At 64.5% G+C, this 22,746-nt stretch carries 15 protein-coding genes; 5 read left to right on the forward strand and 10 right to left on the reverse strand.

Annotated features, from left to right (window positions below; all coding sequences use genetic code 11):
- Window positions 1-83: 83 nt before the first annotated feature.
- Both DY468_RS21935 and DY468_RS21940 read right to left on the reverse strand, forming a co-directional pair.
- Window positions 84-1,082: an ABC transporter substrate-binding protein gene (locus DY468_RS21935; protein WP_164607342.1), complete on the reverse strand. Its 999-nt coding sequence runs from the start codon at window positions 1,080-1,082 to the stop codon at window positions 84-86.
- Between the two features lie 143 nt (window positions 1,083-1,225).
- Window positions 1,226-1,498 (reverse strand): DUF7662 domain-containing protein, encoded by a 273-nt coding sequence (locus DY468_RS21940; RefSeq protein ID WP_164607343.1) that lies wholly within the window; start codon window positions 1,496-1,498, stop codon window positions 1,226-1,228.
- Between the two features lie 171 nt (window positions 1,499-1,669).
- Here DY468_RS21940 and DY468_RS21945 point away from each other — a divergent pair, with 171 nt between their 5' ends.
- The gene (locus DY468_RS21945; RefSeq protein ID WP_164607345.1) at window positions 1,670-3,178 is read left to right on the forward strand and encodes a sensor domain-containing diguanylate cyclase; all 1,509 of its coding nucleotides are present in this window, start codon (window positions 1,670-1,672) and stop codon (window positions 3,176-3,178) included.
- Window positions 3,179-3,208: 30 nt separating this feature from the next.
- On the opposite strand, the gene galU is transcribed toward DY468_RS21945, so the two are convergent.
- Together galU and DY468_RS21955 are read right to left on the reverse strand one after the other, a co-directional pair.
- Entirely contained in the window at window positions 3,209-4,084 is an 876-nt protein-coding gene (gene galU / locus DY468_RS21950) for a UTP--glucose-1-phosphate uridylyltransferase GalU (RefSeq protein ID WP_164607347.1), read from the reverse strand.
- A 123-nt stretch (window positions 4,085-4,207) separates the two neighbouring features.
- Window positions 4,208-5,152, reverse strand: coding sequence for an alpha/beta hydrolase (locus DY468_RS21955; protein WP_164607349.1), 945 nt, complete (start codon window positions 5,150-5,152; stop codon window positions 4,208-4,210).
- 219 nt (window positions 5,153-5,371) lie between these two features.
- On the opposite strand from DY468_RS21955, the gene DY468_RS21960 reads away from it, so the two are divergent.
- The gene (locus tag DY468_RS21960; protein ID WP_164607351.1) at window positions 5,372-5,848 is read left to right on the forward strand and encodes an Hsp20 family protein; all 477 of its coding nucleotides are present in this window, start codon (window positions 5,372-5,374) and stop codon (window positions 5,846-5,848) included.
- A 105-nt stretch (window positions 5,849-5,953) separates the two neighbouring features.
- On the opposite strand, the gene DY468_RS21965 is transcribed toward DY468_RS21960, so the two are convergent.
- A complete protein-coding gene (locus DY468_RS21965; RefSeq protein WP_164607353.1) occupies window positions 5,954-6,733 on the reverse strand; it encodes a hypothetical protein in 780 nt (259 codons plus the stop codon).
- A gap of 460 nt (window positions 6,734-7,193) precedes the next feature.
- Here DY468_RS21965 and gltB point away from each other — a divergent pair, with 460 nt between their 5' ends.
- Window positions 7,194-11,921, forward strand: coding sequence for a glutamate synthase large subunit (gene gltB, locus DY468_RS21970; protein ID WP_164607355.1), 4,728 nt, complete (start codon window positions 7,194-7,196; stop codon window positions 11,919-11,921).
- Between the two features lie 196 nt (window positions 11,922-12,117).
- Window positions 12,118-13,572: a glutamate synthase subunit beta gene (locus DY468_RS21975; RefSeq protein ID WP_164607357.1), complete on the forward strand. Its 1,455-nt coding sequence runs from the start codon at window positions 12,118-12,120 to the stop codon at window positions 13,570-13,572.
- Window positions 13,573-14,023: 451 nt separating this feature from the next.
- Here DY468_RS21975 and DY468_RS21980 read toward each other — a convergent pair whose 3' ends face one another.
- The 3 genes from DY468_RS21980 to DY468_RS21990 form a co-directional block, all read right to left on the reverse strand.
- Window positions 14,024-16,498, reverse strand: coding sequence for an SIR2 family protein (locus tag DY468_RS21980; RefSeq protein WP_164607359.1), 2,475 nt, complete (start codon window positions 16,496-16,498; stop codon window positions 14,024-14,026).
- Between the two features lie 137 nt (window positions 16,499-16,635).
- Complete coding sequence (locus DY468_RS21985; protein ID WP_164607361.1) at window positions 16,636-17,172, reverse strand: hypothetical protein; 537 nt, start codon at window positions 17,170-17,172, stop codon at window positions 16,636-16,638.
- 910 nt (window positions 17,173-18,082) lie between these two features.
- On the reverse strand, window positions 18,083-18,859 hold the full coding sequence (locus DY468_RS21990) for an SDR family NAD(P)-dependent oxidoreductase (RefSeq protein WP_164607363.1): 777 nt from the start codon (window positions 18,857-18,859) through the stop codon (window positions 18,083-18,085).
- Between the two features lie 140 nt (window positions 18,860-18,999).
- Here DY468_RS21990 and DY468_RS21995 point away from each other — a divergent pair, with 140 nt between their 5' ends.
- Window positions 19,000-19,734 (forward strand): SDR family NAD(P)-dependent oxidoreductase, encoded by a 735-nt coding sequence (locus DY468_RS21995; RefSeq protein WP_164607365.1) that lies wholly within the window; start codon window positions 19,000-19,002, stop codon window positions 19,732-19,734.
- A 21-nt stretch (window positions 19,735-19,755) separates the two neighbouring features.
- On the opposite strand, the gene DY468_RS22000 is transcribed toward DY468_RS21995, so the two are convergent.
- Together DY468_RS22000 and dapA are read right to left on the reverse strand one after the other, a co-directional pair.
- Window positions 19,756-21,345: an SGNH/GDSL hydrolase family protein gene (locus DY468_RS22000; protein WP_164607367.1), complete on the reverse strand. Its 1,590-nt coding sequence runs from the start codon at window positions 21,343-21,345 to the stop codon at window positions 19,756-19,758.
- Window positions 21,346-21,492: 147 nt separating this feature from the next.
- Window positions 21,493-22,416 carry a 4-hydroxy-tetrahydrodipicolinate synthase gene (gene dapA / locus DY468_RS22005; protein ID WP_164607369.1) on the reverse strand — a complete coding sequence of 308 codons (924 nt, stop codon included), beginning with the start codon at window positions 22,414-22,416 and terminating at the stop codon, window positions 21,493-21,495.
- Window positions 22,417-22,746 lie beyond the last annotated feature (330 nt).

A 22,746-nucleotide genomic window follows, 5' to 3' on the forward strand; every position in this document is an offset into this window, starting at 1 on the left:
CTCCCCGCAAGGGGGAGGGGAGAAGACGCGTCGCGTCACTCCATGCTCGTGTGCATTGGCCCGATCGACAGGCATCGCCGCCCTCACTGCCCAGCATTCGCCTTTGCCACGAATTCCGTGGTGTAGGTCTTCGACAGATCGACGGTCTTGCCCTGCAGGTTGGGCGAGAAGCTCGCCAGGATCTTGGCGACGGACTCAGGCGCGCCGGTCGGCATTACGCCGTCGGGCGAGTACTGCACCTTGCCGTCCTTCAGGCCCTGGACGTAGAGCGCGCGGTCGCCGGCGTAGTAATCCTTCGGCATCTTGTCGGCGATCTCTTCGGCCGAATGCGCGTGGATCCATTTCAGCGTCTTGACGAAGGCGTTGACCAGCTTCTGCACCGTGGCCTTGTTGGCTTCCATCCAGCCGCGGTCCATGTACAGGCAGGCGGCTGGATAGTCGCCGCCGAGCGCCTTGCGGGTCTCGTCCGGCGAGCGCAGGTCGATGCCGATTCTGGCGGTGCCGGAATTCAGCGCGCGCTGCACGGTCGGCTCTGTGGTCATGCCTGAGACAATCTTGCCCTGCTGCATCGCCGCCAGGAAGGTGTCGCCGGCGCCGACCGGCACCAGCGTGTAGTCCTGCATCTTCAGGCCGGCTTTGGCGGCGAGCGCGCGGGTGAGAAAGTCGGTGGCCGAGCCGAGCCCGGTGACGCCGAGCGCCTCCCCCTTCCAGTTCGCCGGGTCCTTGAGTTTGTCGGCGTCGGCGGCCTTGACCAGAACGACTTCGCCGGGCGCGACCGAGAACTGCACCACGTTGGTGATGAACTTGCCCTTGGCCTGCAGATCGATGGTGTGGTCGTAGAAGCCGACCACGCCCTGGACTTCGCGCGCCAGCAGCGCAGTGGCCGCCTGCGAGCCCGAGGTCGAGTTGAACAGCTCGACGTCGAGCCCTTCCTCCTTGAAGAAGCCGAGCTGTGCGGCGAGCTTGGCCGGCAGATAGATCTGCTTGTCGATGCCGCCCACCATGATCTTCAGTGGTGTCTGCGCGCTCGCCGGGACGGCGGTCAGCAGGGCAAGAAACAGGGCGGCGACAAGTCTGCGCATCGGCGTTTCCTCGTGACGTCCGCTGGTCGCTGGCCCAGAACGGCCGCTGCGGACGCCGCATCAGGACTCGGGGTGCGGCAATCTGTCAATGCCGATCGCACGGCGGATCGGTCTCGAGGCGCGGCTGTCGCTGCCGAGCGTCGTCAGCCGCGCCAGCGCGAACGGTCGGCCTTCATGCGCCTGAAGCGCACCCCGGAGCCGTCCGGCAGCCGGGTGGCGATATAGCCGGCGGCCAGGCACGCTTCGCGCTGTGGCATGTGCTCGTCCGGCGCATAGGTCGAATCCCACCAGGCGGCACGTTGCGACGCGCGCGGCAGATCGAAGCCGAGCATTCCTTCGATCTCGTCCATACGCAGCACCAGCTCCGGCGCGGTTTGTTGAGCAAGGTAATCGCGTAACGGATCGAAGTTCTTCATCGGGAGCGTCAACGCTGGTCGGAGGAGTGGATACGGACGGACAGTCTGGTACGTGCGGGGTACGTTTGCTGGGCAATACATACGGCCCGAGGTGAAAGCGCCCGTTAACCCCACGTTACGTCAATAGCGCAACTTAAGCGCTCCGCAAGACATTACGTGGAACTTGCGGCGATGGACACGCACGGTCTTCTCGACACCCTCAGAAGAGAAATCCGCCGGCGCCGACGCATGTCGGCGCGGCTGATGGTGGTGTTCTCGATGATCACCGTGCTGGGGTTTTCGGCGGTGTGCGGCAGCGTGCTGATCGATATGCGGCGCAGTGCCGAGGATCTGGCCCGGCAGACACTGGAAAATCTGGCGGTCTCGATCGATGCGGACATCGACCGCAATCTCGAACTGTACGATTCCGCGCTGCGGACGGTCGCCGGCAAACTGTTGCTGCCCGAGCTGACCTCGGTCGATCCGGCGATCGCCCGGCTGATCCTGTTCGACCATTCGATCGTGGCCCCGCATTTCGGCGCGATCCGGATCTACGATCAGCACGGCAATCTGACCCGCGACTCGGCAGCTCCAAATCCTGCTGCGCAGAACAGCGCCGATCAGCACTTCTTTTTGGCGCAGCGTGACGACCCGCAGCTGGGGTTGTTCATCGGCAAGCCCCAGCAGCTCGACGGCGTGTATTCCGTGATCGTCAGCCGCCGGGTCAGCGGCTCCGACGGCCGGTTTCTCGGCGTCGTCGCGGGCTCGATCAGCTTCGGCTATTTCCAGGATCTGTTTAAACGCCTCCGGCTGCAGCCGAACGACATGATCGCGGTGCTGGCCCATGACGGCACGCTGATGACGCGCGCGCCGCTGACGCCGGAACTGATCGGCAAGAACATGATGTTCACGCCCGGCGTTCAGAAGATGTTCGAACGCCGCAGCGGTTCGTTTGCGGGCGTCGGGACGCTGGACGGCGTCAAGCGGATGTTCGTCTGGAGCGACAGCACCAAGCCGCTGGTCGTTCTGGTGGCGAAGTCGTGGGACGACATCTATGCGATGTGGCGTCGGGAAGCGGTCTGGATCGGAATCGCGTTGTTGGTGCTCGCCACCTTCGTGGCCGCCGTCACGGTGTTCTTCATCGGCGAGATCGATCGGCGAGCGCAGGCCGAACGCCGGCTCGAGGAGCTCGCGACCACTGATCCGCTGACCGGGCTGACCAATCGCCGCAAGTTCGACGCCGCGGTCGATGCCGAATGGCGCAGAGCTCTTCGGCAGGCCAGCCCGATCGCAGTGCTGATGATCGACGCCGATCACTTCAAGGCCTTCAACGACCGGTTCGGCCATCAGGCCGGCGATCAGATGCTGGTCGGGATCGCCGTTTGCATCGCCGACACCGTGCAGCGCGCCAGCGACTGCGCGTCTCGGTTCGGAGGCGAGGAGTTCGCCGTGCTGCTGCCGGGGCTGAGCGCTCCGGCCGCCGCATCCGTCGCCGAAACCATCCGGCGCAAGGTCGAGCAATGGTCGAACGTCGAAGGCGGCGTCACCGTCTCGATCGGCGTTGCCAGCACCACGCCAGCCGCTTCCCAGCATTGGCACGATCTGGTCGAATCCGCCGACCGCGCGCTGTATGCCGCCAAGGAGCTCGGCCGCAACCGCTGCGTCGTCGGCGAGCGCTGCGAGGTCACGTTGGTTGCGTAACCTCTGCCGCCGCGCTCGGACGGGACGGGATCACTTCTCCAGATAGCGCTTCATGTCGTCGATCAGCCCGGCGCGCAGATCGGCGCGCTGCATTGCGAACGCGATGTTGGCGCGCAGGAAGCCGGCCTTCGAGCCGCAATCGTGGCGCTCGCCCTCGAATTCGACGCCGTAGAATTTCTGCGTCTTCGACAGTCCGATCATCGCGTCGGTGAGCTGGATTTCGCCGCCCGCGCCGCGCTCCTGCGTCGCCAGGATCTTGAAGATCTCCGGCTGCAGGATGTAGCGGCCGGTAATCGACAGGTTCGACGGTGCCGTGCCCGGCGCCGGCTTCTCGACCATGCCGTCGACCTCGAACACCTTGCCGGTCCGCTTGCCGACGCCGCAGATACCGTACTGATGGGTGCGGTCGGCCGGCACTTCCTCCACGGCGATGACGTTGGCCTTGTCGCCGAGCTTCTCGGCGGCCTGGATCATCTGTTTCAGGCAGCCCGGGGTGTTGAGCACCAGTTCGTCCGGCAGCACCACCGCGAACGGCTCGTTGCCGACGATGTCGCGGGCGCACCAGACCGCGTGGCCGAGGCCGTGCGGCGCCTGCTGGCGCGTAAAGCTCATCGCGCCGGCCTCCGGCTGATCGCGCGCCAGAATCTCGATCTCGGCGGTCTTGTTACGGCCCTTCAGGGTCATGTCGAGCTCGAACTGACGGTCGAAGTGATCCTCGATCATGCCCTTGTTGCGGCCGGTGACGAACACGAAGTGCTCGATGCCGGCTTCCCGCGCTTCGTCGACGACGTACTGGATCAGCGGCTTGTCGACGATGGTCAGCATCTCCTTCGGCATCGCCTTGGTGGCGGGGAGAACGCGGGTGCCGAGGCCGGCGACCGGGAAGACGGCTTTGCGGATTTTCATGGTCGGGAGATCTTTCGAGAGGGTACGGGAGGCGACATCGGACGGTCTTGCAACCTGCAACCAAGGCGGATGTGTGGAGTTCCGAAATCCGGCGCGAAGCCTCGATCGGGACAGATTGTCACATCAGAACGACGGCGTCCCCGGTACGAAAGCATCGAATGCCGCCCAGAATTGCTGGCGGTAGCGATCCTGCTCCTGCAGGATTTCGTGCTTGGCGCCGGGGATCACCAGATGCGAGCCGGCTCGCAAATGATAAGCGAACTCTTCGATCGCCGGCGTCGACACCACGCTGTCCATGCCGGCCGCGACCATCAGGATCGGCTGCCGGATCTGCGACGGGTAGTGGGTCGCCTTGAAGGCGTGCATGGCACGGAGCGCGGTATCGGCCCAGGCCACCGTCGGAGAGGCGAGGCCGAGGGTCGGGTCCTCGGCGACGATCGCGGCATTGCGGGCGTAGCGCAGCGGGTCCGAGGTGAGCTTGTTGCCGGCGAACGGCTCGGTGTTGGCGAGCACGTCATTGCCGCCGGGCACGTAGCGACCGCCCTGGCCCGCCAGCCGCATCGCCAGCAGCAGCAGCCTGATCGGCAGCGCGGTGGTGTTGCCGGCCAGATCGATCATCGGCGCCGACAGCACCATGCGGTCGAACCAGCGCTTGCCGGAGCGGGCGATGCGCAGCATCACCGCGCCGCCCATCGAATGCGCCAGCGCGAAGTGCGGTGGTGGGCAGTCCGGCAGCACGACCTCGCGGACGAAGGTTTCGACATCGACCTCGAAGTCGGCGAAGTTGCGCACGTAGCCCTTGCGATAATCGCGCAGCCGGCGTTCCGAATGGCCTTGGCCGCGCCAATCGAGCGCCGCGACCGCAAAGCCGCGGTCGCGCAGGTCGCGCACCGTTTCGAAGTACTTCTCGATCTGCTCGGTGCGCCCGGTGAACACGCACACGGTACCCTTGCGGTGCCCCGTCGGCTCCCATCGTGCGAAGCGGAGCTGCACGCCGTCGGGCGTCTTGATGAAACCGGAGACGGCGTCTTCGGGCACCGGATTGGCAGGAGTCGAGACGAGCGTCATGAATCGGGTCCGGGTGAGCGCAAATGCCTGGAAATCTGAACGAAGTCGGCGGGCGCGAACGGCCTCGGGACCCCTCTTGAACCCCGAAACACCCCTCCCATATCATCTCCGTGCAGGCCACACCAAGGGGTCAGGAACTGACTTCTCCGGCTGCACGGACAAGGCCCGGCCCGATGGCGGGCGGGTCGTCACATAGTCGCTTCTAGGAGGACTTTGACCATGCGTAGCTTCGATCTCACCCCGTTCTATCGTTCGACCATCGGTTTCGACCGCCTGTTCAATCTGCTCGACCAGACCGCTGCGGATGCGGCGGCGCCCGGCTATCCGCCCTACAACATCGAGCGGACCGGCGAGAATGCGTATCGCATCACCGTTGCGGTCGCGGGTTTCTCTCCGTCCGAGCTTTCGATCGTCAGCAAGGAGAACACGCTGACCATCAAGGGCGAGAAGGGCGGTGAAGAGGCCGGCAAGGCCGAAGTGCTGTATCGCGGTATCGCCGCGCGCGCCTTCGAGCGGGCGTTCCAGCTCGCCGACTACGTCACGGTGAAGAACGCCAGCCTCGAAAACGGTCTGCTGCACGTCGACCTCGTGCGCGAGATTCCCGAGGCGAAAAAGCCGCGGAGCATTCCGATCAGCATCAGCGCTCAGGCGACCCAGCCGGTGGTCACTGACAATTCGGCGAAGGCCGCTGCATAACGCGCGGCCCGCTTCCGAGCGTTGTCTCGCCGCATAGCCAGCCACGCAGGCGCCCCGGGTAACCGGGGCGCTTTGTTGTGCGCGATGGCCGCAGCGGCGGGCGGATCATTCCAATCCTTGCACCGGCGGCATCGGCTCGGTGGCGCGGATCGTGACGGACGGCTTGGCTTGTACAGGCGAGGGGCCTGCTGCCGACGGCACGGCGTTGGGCGCGCTTTGCACCGCCGCGGTGTCCTGCTTTGCCTCCTTGGCGCCGGTCTGTCCGCCTTGATCCAGTGCCGGCTTTGATCCGTCCTTGGCGGTGTCGGCCTCGATGGCTTTGGCGGCCTTGTCGCCCGCCGGATGCTGCGGTGTCGGCCGCGGTAATGGCGTAGCGGTCGCTCTGCTGGCGAGGCGCGCGACCGGCTTCGGCGGTCGCGGCGGATTGCGTTCGATGAAGTGCGGCAGCCCTTGGATCCGGCCATAGCTGGCGACCGTCACCTCTTCCATGCGGTCGCCCATCTGCCAGGCCGGCATGAACCGGACCAGCCGGCCGGTGCGGGCGTCGATCACCAGGCGGCCATCGTCGCCGTCCGGATTGATTGCCGCCATGGTGTAGACGAGGCCGCGCTGGCGCGGATAGCCGAGCGGGGCGAAGCCTTCGGCGCGCGCCGCCCGGGTGACCGCGTCCGGCGACAGCACGTCGAGCCCCTCGGCCGGCGGCGCGATGCGGCGCACCTCCCGCCGCGGCGGCGGAGGCGGCATCGCCGCATAAGAGCCCTGAACGTCGGACACTCTGGTGGCGGGCGGCCGTGCGTCGCCGCCGGCCGGCAGCGGGTCGGCCATCGCCGTGGTTGCGGCGGTCGCGGCGAGACCGGCCGACATCACCCACCCTTTGAACTTCATTGCTCGATGCTCCCTGCAGCGCCCCGCCCCGTTCTGGCGCGGGCGGGAGCCTCGCGGGCGAATTTGACCCGGAGTTGGCTCAAACGGGGCGGGTTTGGCGTGAATCCGTGGCGCGTGCGGCGGCATTGGGCGGTCGATGTCGACGCCGAAACGCGCCGGAGCCACCATCGAATGGGCGACGTGGGCGCGCTTGTGTGCTAGACAAAAATTTGGCAAAGTCGTGCTAGGACAGCATCGCTGTCTCATTTACGGTGGTAGCCCGGCACGGGGTTGCAGCGTCACGCGAGGCGATTGACGTCGCGCGCGGCACCTGATTGTCCGTTGGGCGATATGGACACCGGGGTCTGAATACGCAAATCGTGGCTCGCGGAGCGCGAGCGGTGGCCCGGAGGGTGCCGCGAGCGTCCGAACTGCGCCGATGCTGGATAGTGTATCCCCTCCCGGGATGAAGAGGACGAAGATGAGCGGGTCTGAGTACGAGCGCGAAAATATGGTTGCCAATGCGCTGACGGCGGACTCGGCTGTCAAAACCACTGTGCGCGAGCACACTTGGCGTCCGCCGGCCGAAGGTCTGTACGACCTGTCGCGCGAGAAGGACGCCTGCGGCGTCGGCTTCATCGCCAACATCAAGGGCGTCAAGTCCCACCAGATCGTCTGCGACGCGCTGCGCATTCTGTGCAACCTCGAGCATCGCGGCGCCGTCGGCGCCGATCCGCGCGCCGGCGACGGCGCCGGCATTCTGGTGCAGATCCCGCACGCCTTCTTCAGCCGCAAGGCCGCCGAACTCGGCTTCTCGCTGCCGGCGCCGGGCGAATACGCCGTCGGCGCGCTGTTCATGCCGCGCGAGACCTCGTGGCGGAAGGTGATCAAGAGCATCATCGAGGACCGGATCAAGGCCGAAGGTCTGACCTTCCTCGGCTGGCGCGACGTGCCGACCGACAATTCCTCGCTCGGCGAGACCGTGAAGCCGACCGAACCGGCCAACATGCAGGTGTTCATCGGCCGCGGCAGTGCCGCCAAGTCCGAGGACGAGTTCGAGCGTCAGCTCTACATCCTGCGCAAGTCGATCTCGAACGCGATCTATCAGCGCCGCGAACGTGGCCTCGCCGGCTACTATCCGGTGTCGCTGTCGTGCCGCACCGTGATCTACAAGGGCATGTTCCTGGCCGACCAGCTCGGCAAGTACTATCCGGACCTGCACGAGGACGACTTCGCCAGCGCGCTGGCGCTGGTGCATCAGCGGTTCTCGACCAACACCTTCCCGACCTGGTCGCTGGCGCATCCGTACCGCATGGTCGCGCACAACGGCGAGATCAACACGCTGCGCGGCAACGTCAACTGGATGGCGGCGCGGCAGGCGTCGGTGCATTCGGAGCTGTACGGCAAGGACATCAGCCGGCTGTGGCCGATCTCCTACGAAGGCCAGAGCGACACCGCCTGCTTCGACAACGCGCTCGAATTCCTGGTGCGCGGCGGCTACTCGCTGCCGCACGCGGTGATGATGATGATTCCGGAGGCGTGGGCCGGCAACCCGCTGATGGACGAGAAGCGCCGCGCCTTCTACGAGTATCATGCCGCGCTGATGGAGCCGTGGGACGGCCCGGCCGCGCTCGCCTTCACCGACGGCCGCCAGATCGGCGCCACGCTCGACCGTAACGGCCTGCGCCCGGCGCGCTATCTCGTCACCAAGGACGACCGCATCGTGATGGCGTCCGAGATGGGCGTCCTCAAGATTCCGGAAGACCAGATCGTCACCAAGTGGCGGCTGCAGCCCGGCAAGATGCTGCTGGTCGATCTCGAGCAGGGCCGGTTGATTCCGGACGAAGAGATCAAGGCGCAGCTCTCCGCCAGCCATCCTTATGCCGACTGGCTGCATCGCACCCAGATCGTGCTCGAAGAGCTGAAGGAAGCGCCGGTCAAGGGCCAGCGCTCCAACCTGCCGCTGCTCGATCGGCAGCAGGCGTTCGGCTACACCCAGGAAGACATCTCGATCCTGCTGACGCCGATGGCGTCGACCGGCGAGGAAGCCTCGGGCTCGATGGGCAACGACACCCCGCTGTCGGCGCTGTCGGACAAGCCGAAGCTGCTCTACACCTATTTCAAGCAGAACTTCGCCCAGGTCACCAACCCGCCGATCGATCCGATCCGCGAGGAGCTGGTGATGAGCCTGGTGTCGATCATCGGCCCGCGGCCGAACCTGTTCGACACCGAAGGCCTCGCCGGCACCAAGCGTCTGGAAGTGCGCCAGCCGATCCTCACCGACGGCGACCTCGAGAAGATCCGCTCGATCTCCGAGATCGGCGATCCGCACTTCAAGTCGCGCACGCTCGACACCACCTTCCATTCGGCGCTGGGCGCTGCGGCGATGGAGCAGGTGCTCGACGACCTCAACGCCCGCGCCGAATCCGCGGTGCGTGACGGCGTCAACATCATCATCCTGAGCGACCGCGCCGCCGGTGCCGATCGGATTCCGATCCCGGCGCTGCTGGCCTGCGCCTCCGTGCATCATCACCTGATCCGCACCGGTCTGCGCACCTCGGTCGGTCTGGTGGTCGAGTCGGGCGAGCCGCGCGAAGTGCATCACTTCGCTTGCCTCGCCGGCTTCGGCGCCGAGGCGATCAATCCGTATCTCGCCTTCGAGACCATCATCGCGCTCAAGGACCGGCTGCCGGCCAAGCTCGACGACTACGAGATCGTCAAGCGCTACATCAAGTCGATCGGCAAGGGCCTCTTGAAGGTGATGTCCAAGATGGGCATCTCGACCTACCAGTCGTACTGCGGCGCGCAGATCTTCGACGCGGTCGGCCTGCGTCACGACTTCATCGCCAAGTACTTCGCCGGCACCCATTCGCAGATCGAAGGCGTCGGCCTGGCCGAAATCGCCGAAGAGACCGTGCGTCGGCATCGCGACGCGTTCGGCGAGGCGCTGGTCTACAAGACCGCGCTCGATGTCGGCGGCGAATACGCCTACCGCACCCGCGGCGAAGACCATGCCTGGACGGCGGACTCGGTCGCGACGCTGCAGCATGCGGTGCGCGGCAACTCGCAGGAGCGCTACCGCGCCTTCGCCAAGCTGCTCAACGAGCAGCAGGAGCGACTGCTGACGCTGCGCGGCCTGTTCAAGATCAAGGGCGCCGAGGCCGAAGGCCGCAAGCCTGTGCCGCTCGCCGAAGTCGAGCCGGCCGCCGAGATCGTCAAGCGGTTCTCGACCGGCGCGATGAGCTTCGGCTCGATCTCGCGCGAGGCGCACACCACGCTGGCGATCGCCATGAACCGGATCGGCGGCAAGTCGAACACCGGCGAGGGCGGCGAGGAGGCGGATCGCTTCAAGCCGATGGCCAACGGCGATTCGATGCGCTCGGCGATCAAGCAGGTCGCCTCCGGCCGGTTCGGCGTCACGACCGAATATCTCGCCAATTCGGACATGATCCAGATCAAGATGGCGCAGGGGGCCAAGCCCGGCGAAGGTGGTCAGTTGCCCGGCCACAAGGTCGACGCGACGATCGCGGCGGTGCGCCACTCGACCCCCGGCGTCGGCCTGATCTCGCCGCCGCCGCATCACGACATCTATTCGATCGAGGATCTGGCGCAGCTGATCTACGATCTGAAGAACGTCAATCCGTCGAGCGCGATCTCGGTGAAGCTGGTGTCGGAAATCGGCGTCGGCACCGTCGCGGCGGGCGTTGCGAAGGCGCGCGCCGACCACGTCACGATTTCGGGCTTCGAAGGCGGCACCGGCGCTTCGCCGCTGACCTCGATCAAGCACGCCGGCAGCCCGTGGGAAATCGGCCTCGCCGAAACCCACCAGACCCTGGTGCGCGAGCGGCTGCGGTCGCGCATCGCCGTCCAGGTCGACGGCGGCTTCCGCACCGGCCGTGACGTCGTGATCGGCGCGCTGTTAGGGGCCGACGAGTTCGGCTTCGCCACCGCGCCGCTGATCGCGGCCGGCTGCATCATGATGCGCAAGTGTCATCTCAACACCTGCCCGGTCGGCGTCGCGACCCAGGATCCGGTGCTGCGCAAGCGCTTCACCGGCCAGCCCGAACACGTCATCAACTACTTCTTCTTCGTCGCCGAAGAAGTGCGCGAGCTGATGGCGAGCCTCGGCTACCGCACCTTCAACGAGATGGTCGGTCAGTCGCAGATGCTCGATCAGGCCGCTCTGGTGGCGCACTGGAAGGCCAAGGGCCTCGACTTCTCCAAGCTGTTCTTCAAGCAGAAGGCGGAGAGCGGCCAGACCATCTTCCACTCGGAACACCAGGACCATCATCTCGACAGCGTGCTCGACCGCAAGCTGATCGCCAAGTCGCAGGCGGCGATCGATCGCGGCGCGCCGGTGAAGTTCGAGATCGAAATCAACAACACCGACCGTTCCGCCGGCGCGATGCTGTCCGGCGAGGTGGCGAAGCACTACGGCCATGCCGGCCTGCCGGCCGACACCATCCAGGTGCATCTCAAGGGCACCGCGGGGCAGGCGTTCGGCGCCTGGCTGGCGCGCGGCATCACCTTCGATCTCGAAGGCGAAGGCAACGACTACGTCGGCAAGGGCCTGTCGGGCGGCAAGATCATCGTCCGGCCGCCGGCGATCTCCGGCATCGTGCCGGAAGAGTCGATCATCGTCGGCAACACCGTGATGTACGGCGCGATCGAGGGCGAGTGCTACTTCCGCGGCATCGCCGGCGAGCGCTTCGCGGTGCGTAACTCGGGCGCAGTCGCGGTGGTCGAAGGCGCCGGCGATCATTGCTGCGAATACATGACCGGCGGCATCGTGGTGGTGCTCGGCAAGACTGGTCGCAACTTCGCGGCCGGCATGTCGGGCGGCGTCGCCTACGTGCTCGACGAGGACGGCTGCTTCGCCAAGACCTGCAACATGGCGATGGTCGAACTCGAGCCGGTGCTGTCGGAAGAGATGATCAACGCCGGCGCGTTCCATCAGGCCGGCGATCTCGAAGCGCACGGCAAGGTCGACGTGTTCTCCGATCTGCTCGGCGCCGACGTCGAGCGGCTGCATGTGCTGATCTCGCGTCACGCCAAGTACACCGGCTCCAAGCGCGCTCAGGACATCCTGACGAACTGGAAGAGCTACTTGCCGAAGTTCCGCAAGGTGATGCCGGTCGAGTACCGCCGCGCGCTGCGCGAGATGAAAGCCCGCGCCGCCGAGGAGCCGAAGATCGCGATCGGGGCGTAGGTTCTCGATCGCTCATCCTTCGAGACGCGCGCCGCAGGCGCGCTCCTCAGGATGAGGGCTGGACGCGCGGCGTGCCGCTGTCCGGCAACCAGCACAGTCCCTCATGGTGAGGAGGCGCGAAGCGCCGTCTCGAACCATGAGGGCCACGAAACGAAGACTTAAAGTCGAAGACAAGAATTCGAGGCGTCAGAGTTCGATGGGCAAGGTCACGGGGTTTCTGGAAATCGAGCGGCATGATCGCGCCTATGCGCCGGTCGCCGAGCGGATCAAGGGCTACAACGAATTCGTGGTGCCGCTCAGCGAGAAAGACCTGCGCGACCAGGCCGCCCGCTGCATGAATTGCGGCATCCCGTATTGCCACGGCACCGGCTCGCCGCAGCCGGGAGCGACCGGCTGCCCGGTCAACAACCAGATCCCGGACTGGAACGACCTGGTTTACAACGGCTATTGGCAGGAAGCCGCGCGCACCCTGCACTCGACCAACAACTTCCCGGAATTCACCGGCCGGATCTGCCCGGCGCCGTGCGAAGCCTCCTGCACGCTGAACATCGACGACAATCCGGTCACCATCAAGACGATCGAATGCGCGATCGTCGACACCGCGTTCGACAACGGCTGGGTCAAGCCGGAGATCGCCGCGGTCAAGACCGGCCAGAGCGTCGCGGTCGTCGGCGCCGGCCCTGCGGGCCTTGCCTGCGCCCAGCAGCTGGCGCGCGCCGGTCACGACGTCCACGTCTATGAGAAGTTCGCCAAGGCCGGCGGCCTGCTCCGCTACGGCATCCCGGACTTCAAGATGGAGAAGCATCTGATCGACCGCCGCGTCGCGCAGATGGAAGCCGAAGGCGTCACCTTCCATTATGGCGCGCCGGTCGGCGGCAGCGCTCCGGGCGCGGTCGATCCGGCCGAACTCCTGAAGCAGTACGACGCCGTCGCGCTGACCGGCGGTGCCGAAGCGCCGCGCGATCTGCCGATCCCGGGCCGCGAGCTTTCCGGCATCCATTTCGCGATGGACTTCCTCACCCAGCAGAACCGCCGCGTCTCCGGCGAAGCCGTGAACGGCACCGACATCCTCGCCGCCGGCAAGAACGTGGTGGTGATCGGCGGCGGCGACACCGGTTCGGACTGCATCGGCACCTCGATCCGTCAGGGCGCCAAGTCGGTGACCCAGATCGAGATCATGCCGGCGCCGCCGGAGCGCGAGAACAAGGGGCTGACCTGGCCGAACTGGCCGATGAAGATGCGCACCTCCTCGAGCCAGGCCGAAGGCGCGCAGCGCGAATTCGCCGTGATGACCCAGTCGTTCGAAGGCGAGGGCGGCATAGTCAAGAAGCTGAACTGCGTCCGCGTCGACGCCAAGTTCCAGCCGATCCCCGGCACCGAATTCGTGCTCGAAGCCGACCTCGTGCTGCTGGCGATGGGCTTCGTCTCGCCGGTCAAGGAAGGCCTGCTGACCCAGCTCGGCGTCGCGCTCGACCCGCGCGGCAACGTCGCCGCCGACCTGTCGCACTTCACCACCTCGGTCGACAAGGTGTTCGCCGCCGGCGACATGCGCCGCGGCCAGTCGCTGGTGGTGTGGGCGATCCGCGAAGGCCGCCTCTGCGCCCAGGCGATCGACCGGTTCCTGATGGGCTCGACCACGCTGCCGCGGTAGGCGGCGCCGTAGGATGGGTTGAGCGCAGCGAAACCCACCCAGCGATCTATCCCTCACACAGGCGTCGTGCGCGGGCGGCGCGGCCGTGCCATTAGCCGCGGCGGCCTGTACATCCTTGGTGCGCAACATACGCATCGACCCACGCAGATCGTTTGATCCATATGCGTAGGAGTACGGCAAGGTCCTACAGCTCTAAGGGGCACGACGGCCTGGGTAAGGTTTTCAACGACGCACAATTGGTCACCCGGGCCAATTCATTCGGCCGCTGCTGCCGGCCCCTCATTCTTCCACGGCGAGAGCGGATGGCCCAGCCGGGGGGCGATTCGTGGGATAATGCAGCTAGTCTGCTAGTTCGGTTCTGTCACAATCGTTCTGCACCGATTTGTCGCCGACCCAAATTGCTCTCACTGTGTAGCTAGACAGTGAACGCATGACGCGCGTTGAGTGTTCGTCAGATGTCAACATCGAATTCCCTCAATTTCTTTCTGGCGCGATCCATCGCTTCCTTCATGGACTTCGCACAATCTTCAACTACTCGCGAAGAGCTTATGTGTCTGTTTGCGGTGCGTCGAACTATGAACTGGGTAACCTCTGAGCACGATCTGAAGATCGACACCAAGTCACCTTGCGTCAATTGAGCGATGCGCCGATCCACGAACTTAAAGTAGTTCTGAGCTACTCTATATGGATTGTAGCTATTCGGCTCGTCGTGCATTTGCTTCACGCATATGGCGTGCGCTCTGTTGAAGGCGATCATATAGTCTGTGTATTCATCTGAATTCGTCCGGCTTTCCAAAAGGAATCTGGCAAATTGGTTATTCAAATGGCGGTTCTCTCGATAGCCGCTCTTCTTCGAGTACGAGAAGGCTACATCAAATATTCTTGCGGCTTCCTTGTATTGATTTAGTGATAGTCGGCACATCGCGTACTGCAGCCAGAATAGAGACTGTTCGCGACAGTGCGCCAACTCCTTGATGTCCTCAAAGTACTTAACCATATGGATGAGTCGCTTCTCCGTTGCGATTGCGGTCTCAACAAACCTGAAGCGCGAGAATTTTTTAAAGGTGTCTTTGTAAAGGTCGTCGTCATCGTAGATCAAGTCGAGGTTGATCATGCATTTTGTCATAACGTCTATAACAAATCCGGTATCCAAAAGTCGTTTTAGAAGGTATTCAGACAGTATTGACGATCGCATTGATATGCGGCCGTTTTGGATGAGCGAAAAATCTCGCAATCTCCGCTCATGAGTCAGGATTGTGTTTCGTGCGTCAATTTGGAGCATTTCGCCGATTAGACTCAGGTCTGCTCGCGTTTCTGCAAGATTCAAGAGTTGGGAAATAACGATTACTGAGCGAATCCGATCTTGAAGCGTTGCTTCTCCTTCAAATCTGATTAGTTCGCTAATTCGATCTCGGATATTCGGTGAGTCCAATGTCTCAAGAATTACCGAGCGAAGCTCTCTGGAGCAATCAAGGCGTATGAAGTGGATTTTCTTATCCCTTGAGGCCGATTGTCTCTCTCCCCAGAGAGCGTAGTTGTCTAGATGTTCAATCAGCGCGTCAGTCTCGCGGTCGTCGAGTCTGTCAAGATTAAACGTCTCAACTTGGTTTGCGAAGGCGTCCTTCAACTCGCCTTCTTGTAGTTCGTACTGTGAGGTTCTTGCGCTTGAGATGATGCAGATGTCGTCTCTACCAACAGCGCGCAGCGCGCGAATAACTTCAATATTTGTGAAGGCGTCGTCGATGAGGAGATAAATTCGTCCCTCGATCTGGCGAAGAAGGGCAATTTCCTTCAAAAGGAGGGGCTTGTATGCTCCTGCTCGATATACGTTGAGGCCGCGTGAGCAAAGCTTGTATGCGATCGCCTCCAGGGCTGTAGTTTTTCCATTCCCGATATTCGAAGTTAGAATAGCGCCATTTAGCAACCCTTTACCCACTAAGTCGACGATCTGATCGGTCGCCGTTCTGTTTATGGCGATCTTGTATTGCTGCTCGATTACGTCCGAAGCGAACTGCGATTCGGCGACATTTCCAGACATCAAGAAGTTGGTGACATCAATGTCACGAACCGACTTAGACGTTGTCGGGAGTTGAATCTTATTCCACGCGGAAAGATTGGCGGATGTCGGTTTGTCGTCAGCTGTATCGATTTCCGATATAATCTTAGCGAGTCCCTCGGTTCCAATTGTCACGATCTGCCCGAACTGAAGTAGCTTCCTTTCGGAAGCTCTCGACGGTCGATCTTTCATCACGAAGAATATTCGCTCTTGCATGCCCTCAAAGCTATGGAGGATGCGGGCAACGTCGAGGTCATAAAGTGAATACCCAGCGAACACAATGCAGGGCGACGTGATGATGTCGTTTCGAAAGCGCGAGCCCCACGGCGATCGGGAAAAGTCATCCGTGTAATACTGAGTGTTCGTGAGCTTAATTTCGCTCCGAAAGTCTCTAAAGGTGGCTCCTGCAACCATGCCGTTGACGTGAATAAGCGGAAGAGTTCGGTGATCAACGTCTGATGGCCGCTTTGACGTGGAGTAGGTGCTGTAACGAACGCCGAGTTCAGTGCAGCTCGTTTGCAACACATTGTCGTAGTTTGTTGTGTAGACTTCCTTCCATCTGTATCCAAGTATTGCCTTCTGGGTGGGTGTTACAGACGTAACGACAAACAGGGAGCTTAATAGCTTGAATAGTCCGTGCTCTCCATGCTCGTCTTGGTACAATTCCGCGAGTTCGCCGAGTTCTTCGTTGTCTTCCTTGAGGCTGTCCTTAAGTAGCGAAACCAGGCCGCGTGCATCCACGAGGTCTGATAGGCGTCCATCTTCTGAGCGGCACTTTGCTCCAAGGGAGTATCCTGCCCCGACAAACAGAACGCATTGTCTGCTCCTGTTCATCCGAAGTAATGTTGCGAGTCGTGTCGCCTGATCCATGTCTTGAAGCCCGAAGTGCTGAGTACTACTGTAAAGCAGTCTACGCCTTTGGTGAGGTGTGAGCTAGCGTCCGCACAAGCCGACGCCGTTCACTGGATTAGACATTTGTATGAATGAGCAGGCCTCGGTCGGTAGATTTAGATGGAAGTGCAGTTTTCCCTAGTGAGCTGGTGTATCTCTGTACAGAGAGGGTAATCGGCTGACAGTGCCGCGGTGAGCGGGCGGTGCCAGGCGGCTTTCTGGGTGGTTTCTTTTTTGGCTTTCTTGCTGTCCTTCTTTTGCTGGGACGTGGGCAGGCCATCGACGAAGGCGGTGGCGGGCGTGCGGCCGTTCATGCCCCGGCCTTGATGGGACCTGCGCTGATGGCAGCCGCTCAGATAGCCGTCGAGAACGGTGCATTTCGTCGATGACGATCGATTGATGAAGCGCACATCCCCCATGTGCCTCTGCGTTTGCGCCTGAAATCGAATTCCACGCCCTTGCGATGTCGCCATCGGGCGCAAGGTCAGACGCGTTGCGATTGCTTGTATTTGTTGCTTGTGGCTCAGCCTCGGCTTCAGTTCCTTGGCCATACGCTGCATCTCGTGGTCCTTGAACCCAAGCGCCTGCAATTGTGTCTTTGCTTGTTCGATCCTATCGATCTGCTCCCGTGATGGTATGATCGCAACGTCCATGTGGACTTCTAGCGTTCGCCGCAGGATTGATACCAACTCACGAAGGGCGTGGGCGTCGACCGGGCTCGAAACGCGCAGTGGAAATGCGCCCGCTGCCAAGCGGCAAAAATCAACGTTGACAAGTACGTCGACTTAGGAATAAATGCGCATCACCTCTCCCATCGAGGGGCGCCTCCGGAGGCGTCTTGAGGCGGGAGAGGGGCGGCGTCCTGCGTTGCGTGGTTCGCAGCCACGTGGCCCGGGAGGCCGAGGGTCACCGTCCGCCGCTACTACGAGCGGCCGCCGCTTCAGAGGCTGGACGGGTACAGTGGAGGCCGGGGAAAGCCCGCAAGCTCGCTGTGTCCCGGAAGAACGGTCCTTCGGCCCAAAGATCGCCGCGGTGGGCGCGCCGTGAGGCGTTGCGCGAGGGATCGCAAGCCCTCGCGACAAGATCCACCCTTAGCGCCGCACGGCGCGCCCCCGCCCCTCGCTGCGATAGCGACGGGCGCACAACTCGGGCTCATCGAGCCGCGAGAGCGATTGGCCGTGGCTGTTTGACAGTGTGGATCGGACAACGTGGAGATGCGGGGCGCCTGCCTCACTCACGGCGTCATCGCCCGACTCGATCGGGCGACCCAGTATTCCAGAGCGCCTGTGGCGATGCGGTGCTTTGCTGCGAGCGCTCTGGGATACTGGATCCCCGCATGCGCGGGGATGACGGCTGGTGGTGGAGTGGCGCTTGGAAGCATCAACGATGCTGCGCGCGACCAGCCGACAAACTATCTATTCGTCATTCCGGGGCACGCAGCGAAGCTGCGTGAACCCGGAATCTCAGGGCGGCAGAACGCTTCGGGGTTCCGGGTTCGCGTAGCTGTGCTACGCGCCCCGGAACGACGGTGCGGGGGGCGAGGAACGCGGCCTCGCGTATCCCTCACGCATTCCGTGCCATCAACCCGCCGTCGACCGGGATCACCGCGCCGGTGATGAACGAGGCTGCCGGCAGGCACAGGCTCAGCGTCATGTGGGCGACTTCTTCCGGGTCGCCGTAACGGTGCAAAGCGGTGCGGCGGCGGGCGTATTTCTGTTTGTGCTCGGCGCTGATGCGGTCGGTCATGCCGGTGGTGATCGGGCCGGGGCAGATGCAGTTGACGGTGATGCCTTCGGGGCCGAGTTCGACCGCGAGCGAGCGCGTCAGGCCGGTGACGCCGGCTTTCGCCGCCGAATACGGGCTGTGCGGCGCGGTCGCGCCGAGCGCTTCGGTGGAGGCGATGTTGACGATGCGCGGGCTCTGCGATTTGCGCAAATACGGCAGCGCGGCGCGGATCACGCGCGGATGCGCGGTGAGTAGAATGTTGAGCGCGCGCTCCCACACCGCCTCGTAGTTCGTATCATCGATCGGCAGCGCCGCCGAGATGCCGGCGTTGTTGATGACGATGTCGAGCCCGCCGAGTGATTGCGCGATGTGCTCGACGCCGCTCTTGATCGCCTGCGCGTCACCGACATCGAGCGCGAAAGCCGTTGCGTCGCCGCCGCGCGCCTTAATGGCGTCGGCGACCGGCTGCGCGCCGGCGAGGGTGACATCAGTGACGGCGACGCGTGCGCCTTCGTCGGCGAACACATGCGCGGTGGCGCGTCCCATGCCGCTCGCGGCGCCCGTGACGAGAACGCGCAGGCCTTTGACGGAACGGCTGAGGGGCTTGTACGACATCGGTTTCCTCCGGTTGTTTCTTGTTGCGGAATGTGCCGGCGCGTCGGCGCGCCGCCTTCCGATTGACAAGGCTGACATCGATCGACACACAGGTCAAACGTCGCGCAGACGACGAACAACAAACAAACAGGAGGACGCGCGTGAACGATCTCGATTTCAGCGGCAAGCAGGTTCTGGTGGTCGGCGGCTCGAGCGGCATCGGCAACGGCATCGCACAGGCGTTCCGCACCCGCGGCGCAGGGGTCTGCGTCACCGGTACCCGAGCGGCCCCATCGGACTACGCGGTCGAAGACGGCAGCAACTTCGATGGACTGACTTACGTGCAGCTCGACGTCGGCAAGGCGCAGGCGGTCGATGCGTTCGCGCCGCCGATTCAGAAGCTCGACGTGCTGGTGCTGGCGCAGGGCGCGGTGATCTATCGCCGCGGCGAGTTCGAGATGGACGGCTTCCGCCACGTCATGGAAGTCAACCTGATGAGCCTGATGGCCTGTGCGGCGAAATTCCACGCCCAGCTCAAGGCGTCGTCCGGCAAGCTGATCATCGTGTCGTCGACCGCGGCCTTCCACGCCACCAAGGGCAACCCGGCCTACAACGCGTCGAAGACCGGCGCCTACGGCCTGACGCGGACGCTGGCGCAGGCGTGGGCCGAGGACGGCATTCGCGTCAACGGCATCGCGCCGGGCCTGGTCGATACCAAGATGACCAAGGTCACCACCGACAATCCGAAGCGGCTCGCCGGCGCGATCGAAGGCATCCCGATGAAGCGCCTCGGCACGCCCGAGGACATGGCCGGCGCCGCGCTGTTCCTGGCTTCGCCACTGTCGGCCTATGTGCTCGGCCAGACGCTGGTCGTCGACGGCGGGCTGATTTTGTAAGGCGCGATACGACGCGCGTTCTCAGCGGAAGATCGAGAAGAAGCCCGACGCGCTCGGCGGCGGGGCGCGGCGGCCCTGCTGCTGCTGGCCGCCGAAGCCGAAGAAGCCGGATGCGGTCGGCGGTGGCGGTGCGGAGCGGGCGACCCGGCGTTGCGGCTGCTGCGGCGCTGCGGCGGCACTGGCCGACGAGCCGCTGCTCGGTTTGGCGCTCGCCACCGGGACTTCCGGCTTCGGCGGCTCCTTCGGCGGCGGCGGTTCCTGGGCCTTTTCGATCGAGACTTCCCGGCGCGGCCAGACATCGTCGTCGGCGCGGCCGGCGGGCGCGGACAGCGGCTCGCCCTTCACCAGCGTGCGCGCCACCAGCGCGTCGACCGGAGCGGGCTGCGTTCCCGGGCCGCCGAGCAGGCGGTCGGTCGACACCGAGGAGGCGACCAGCGGCAGGATCGGACCGGCGACCGGGCGCGGCGCGGGGCCGCTCGGCGGCTTGGCCTCTTCGGGCGTTGCCGGCTCGGTCGGCAGGGCAATCGGTCCGCTGCGGGCCGCCAGCAGCCGGGCGATCTCGCGCTCGGCGTAATGCGCCAGCTTGCGGGCGCCGGCCTTGGTGAAATACACGCCGTCATAGGAGCGCAGCCGGCGGATCTGGCCCTCAAAATCCGGGCCCTGCAGCATGTAACGGCCGCCCTCGTCGACGAAGCCGTCCCAGACGTCCACATAGGTAATGCCGGCCTTGGCGGCGCCCTCGCGATACAACGCGTTCAGGAACTGCATGTCCGAGGTCGCCTTGGTGCCGCGCACCGCGGGGAGGCCGACCCACAGGATTGGGACGTTCTTGGCCTTGAGAACGTTGATCAGCTCTTCGATTTTCTTGGCGTACAGCTCCGACCAGCGATCGTCGCGGAACTGGGCGACGCCGCTCGCGGCGCGCTTGCCCTTCTCGGTCATGATCCGCAGCGAATCGTCGTCGTCCTCGTCGTCCGCTGCATTGTCGGCGGCCTTGTCGTCCGGCTTGGCTTCCTCGCCGGGCTTGGCTGCCTTGTCGTCCTTCTTCTTGTCCTTGTCGGGCGTCGCCTGCTCGCGGATCGGAATCCGGTCCGACAGGCCGAGCATCACCACGATCGCGTCCGGGTTCTCCTGGGCCATCACCTCCTTGGCGGCGGCGACCCAGTCCGACGGCTCGCCCTTGGGGGCGTAGCGCAAAAGGCCCGAGATGGTCTTGAACTTGCGGACCACGCCCATTTCGGGCTGCTCGGTGTAGGCCTGCTCCAGGCCGTAGCCGAGCCAATCGGCCATCGAGTCGCCGAGCACCAGCACGGTGCGGTCCGGCACGGTGTCACGCTTCTCCGGCGCCGGCGCCTTGGAATAGTCCTCGCGCGGTGCTGGCCGGCGCTGCGGCTGGTTCTGATGGAACGGCTGGAACACGTCGTTGCCGAACCAGCCGAAACCGCCGCCGCCGCGCTGCTGCTGGCGCTGCGGCGGGCCGCCGCCGAAATCGAAGAACTGCGCCGAGGCCGGCGCGGCGATGCCGAACAGCAGCACGCCGGCGACCGCCCGCACGGCCAGCGGGCCGCGCTCGGTGAAGACGCCAAAAAACGATCTCGGCTTGTCGGACATGCGGATCTTGCGCAATCGCTACCGTTCGGGACGGGAGCTGATCCCTATACTAGCGGATTCGGGCCGCAACCGGGCAGCTTTCGCCCCGCTCCATAAGGCGGTCCCGGCCGCGCCCGTCAAGGGCTCCGGCCGAGCCGCGCGGGCCGTTCAGGCCGCCGATCGGCCGGGCCACAGCCGGGCGTCGAGGGCGGCGGCGAGCGGTGCGGAGACCGGCGTCATCGGCAGCCGCACCTCGGGGCTGTCGATCAGCCCGCGCCGCCACAGCGCATGCTTGATCGGCGCCGGCGAGGGCTCGGCGAACAGCAGCTTCGGCAGGTCGGCGAGCCGTTGCCATTCGGTCGTCCCGCCGAGCCGGTCGCCGGCCTGCAGCCGATGCATCATCGCGGCGAACGCCTCGGTTTCCAGATGCGCCGAAGCCAGGATCGCGCCGTCGCAGCCGCGGCTCAGCGCATCGAAAGCGAGCGCGTCCTCGCCGGTGAGCACCGCAAAGCCCGGCGGCCGCAGCCGCAGCAGCTCCGCGGTCTGCGCCGGATCGGCGCAGCAATCCTTGACGCCGACGATGTTGGCGCGCTCGGCGAGCCGCAGCATCGCCTCGTTGTGCAGATTGACGCCGGTGCGATACGGGATGTTGTAGATCAGGATCGGCCGCGCGGAGGCGTCGGCTGCGGCCTCGAAATGCAGCACAATCCCCTGCTGCGACGGGCGGGTGTAGTACGGGCAGGCGATCAGCACGCCATCGACCGGCCAGCGCGCGGTCCGCTGCAGCGCCTTGGTGAGCTTGCGCGTGTCACTGCCGGACAGGCCGAGATACACCGGCAGCCTGCGGCCGCTCGCCGCCAGCGCGTCGGCGGTCAGCATCACCAGGCGCTCGAGCTCGTCTTCATCCAGCGTCAGTCCTTCGCCGGTTGTGGCGCCCAGGATCAGCCCGTCGAGCGGGGCGCGCGCGTAGTGCGCGATCAGCCGGCGCAGCGATGCGGCGTCGAGCGCGCCGTCCCGAAACGGCGTGATCAGCGGCAGCCACAGCCCGCGCGGCGGTGGCGTTTGGTCCGGCTGGTCGGTGCAGGCGTCCATCTTCGATCTCCTTGGGGCGGACCGGAAGACGGAGCAGCAACAAAAAACCCCGTCGAAACCGGCGGGGTTGGGGTGAATGCGTGAAGGCGAGATTGATCTACCGCGCGCGCAAGCCACCAGCCCCTGAAGGAGCGCGGGCTTTCGATTTCAAAGTGGCGGCACGAACGATCATGCGGCGGAAGATGCGGCGATGCGGTCCCGGCTGTCAAGCAGGATGCCGTTCTGGCGTGCCGCGCGTGCTGCTCCGGAACGCCGACGACTGGCCGACGCGGCTCAGCGCGCCAGCCCGGCCAGGATGTTCGCCCGCTCCAGCGTCGAGCGCATATAACC

Origin of the sequence: Rhodopseudomonas sp. BR0M22 (genome assembly GCF_010907035.1) — a bacterium.
Classification (GTDB): domain Bacteria; phylum Pseudomonadota; class Alphaproteobacteria; order Rhizobiales; family Xanthobacteraceae; genus Rhodopseudomonas.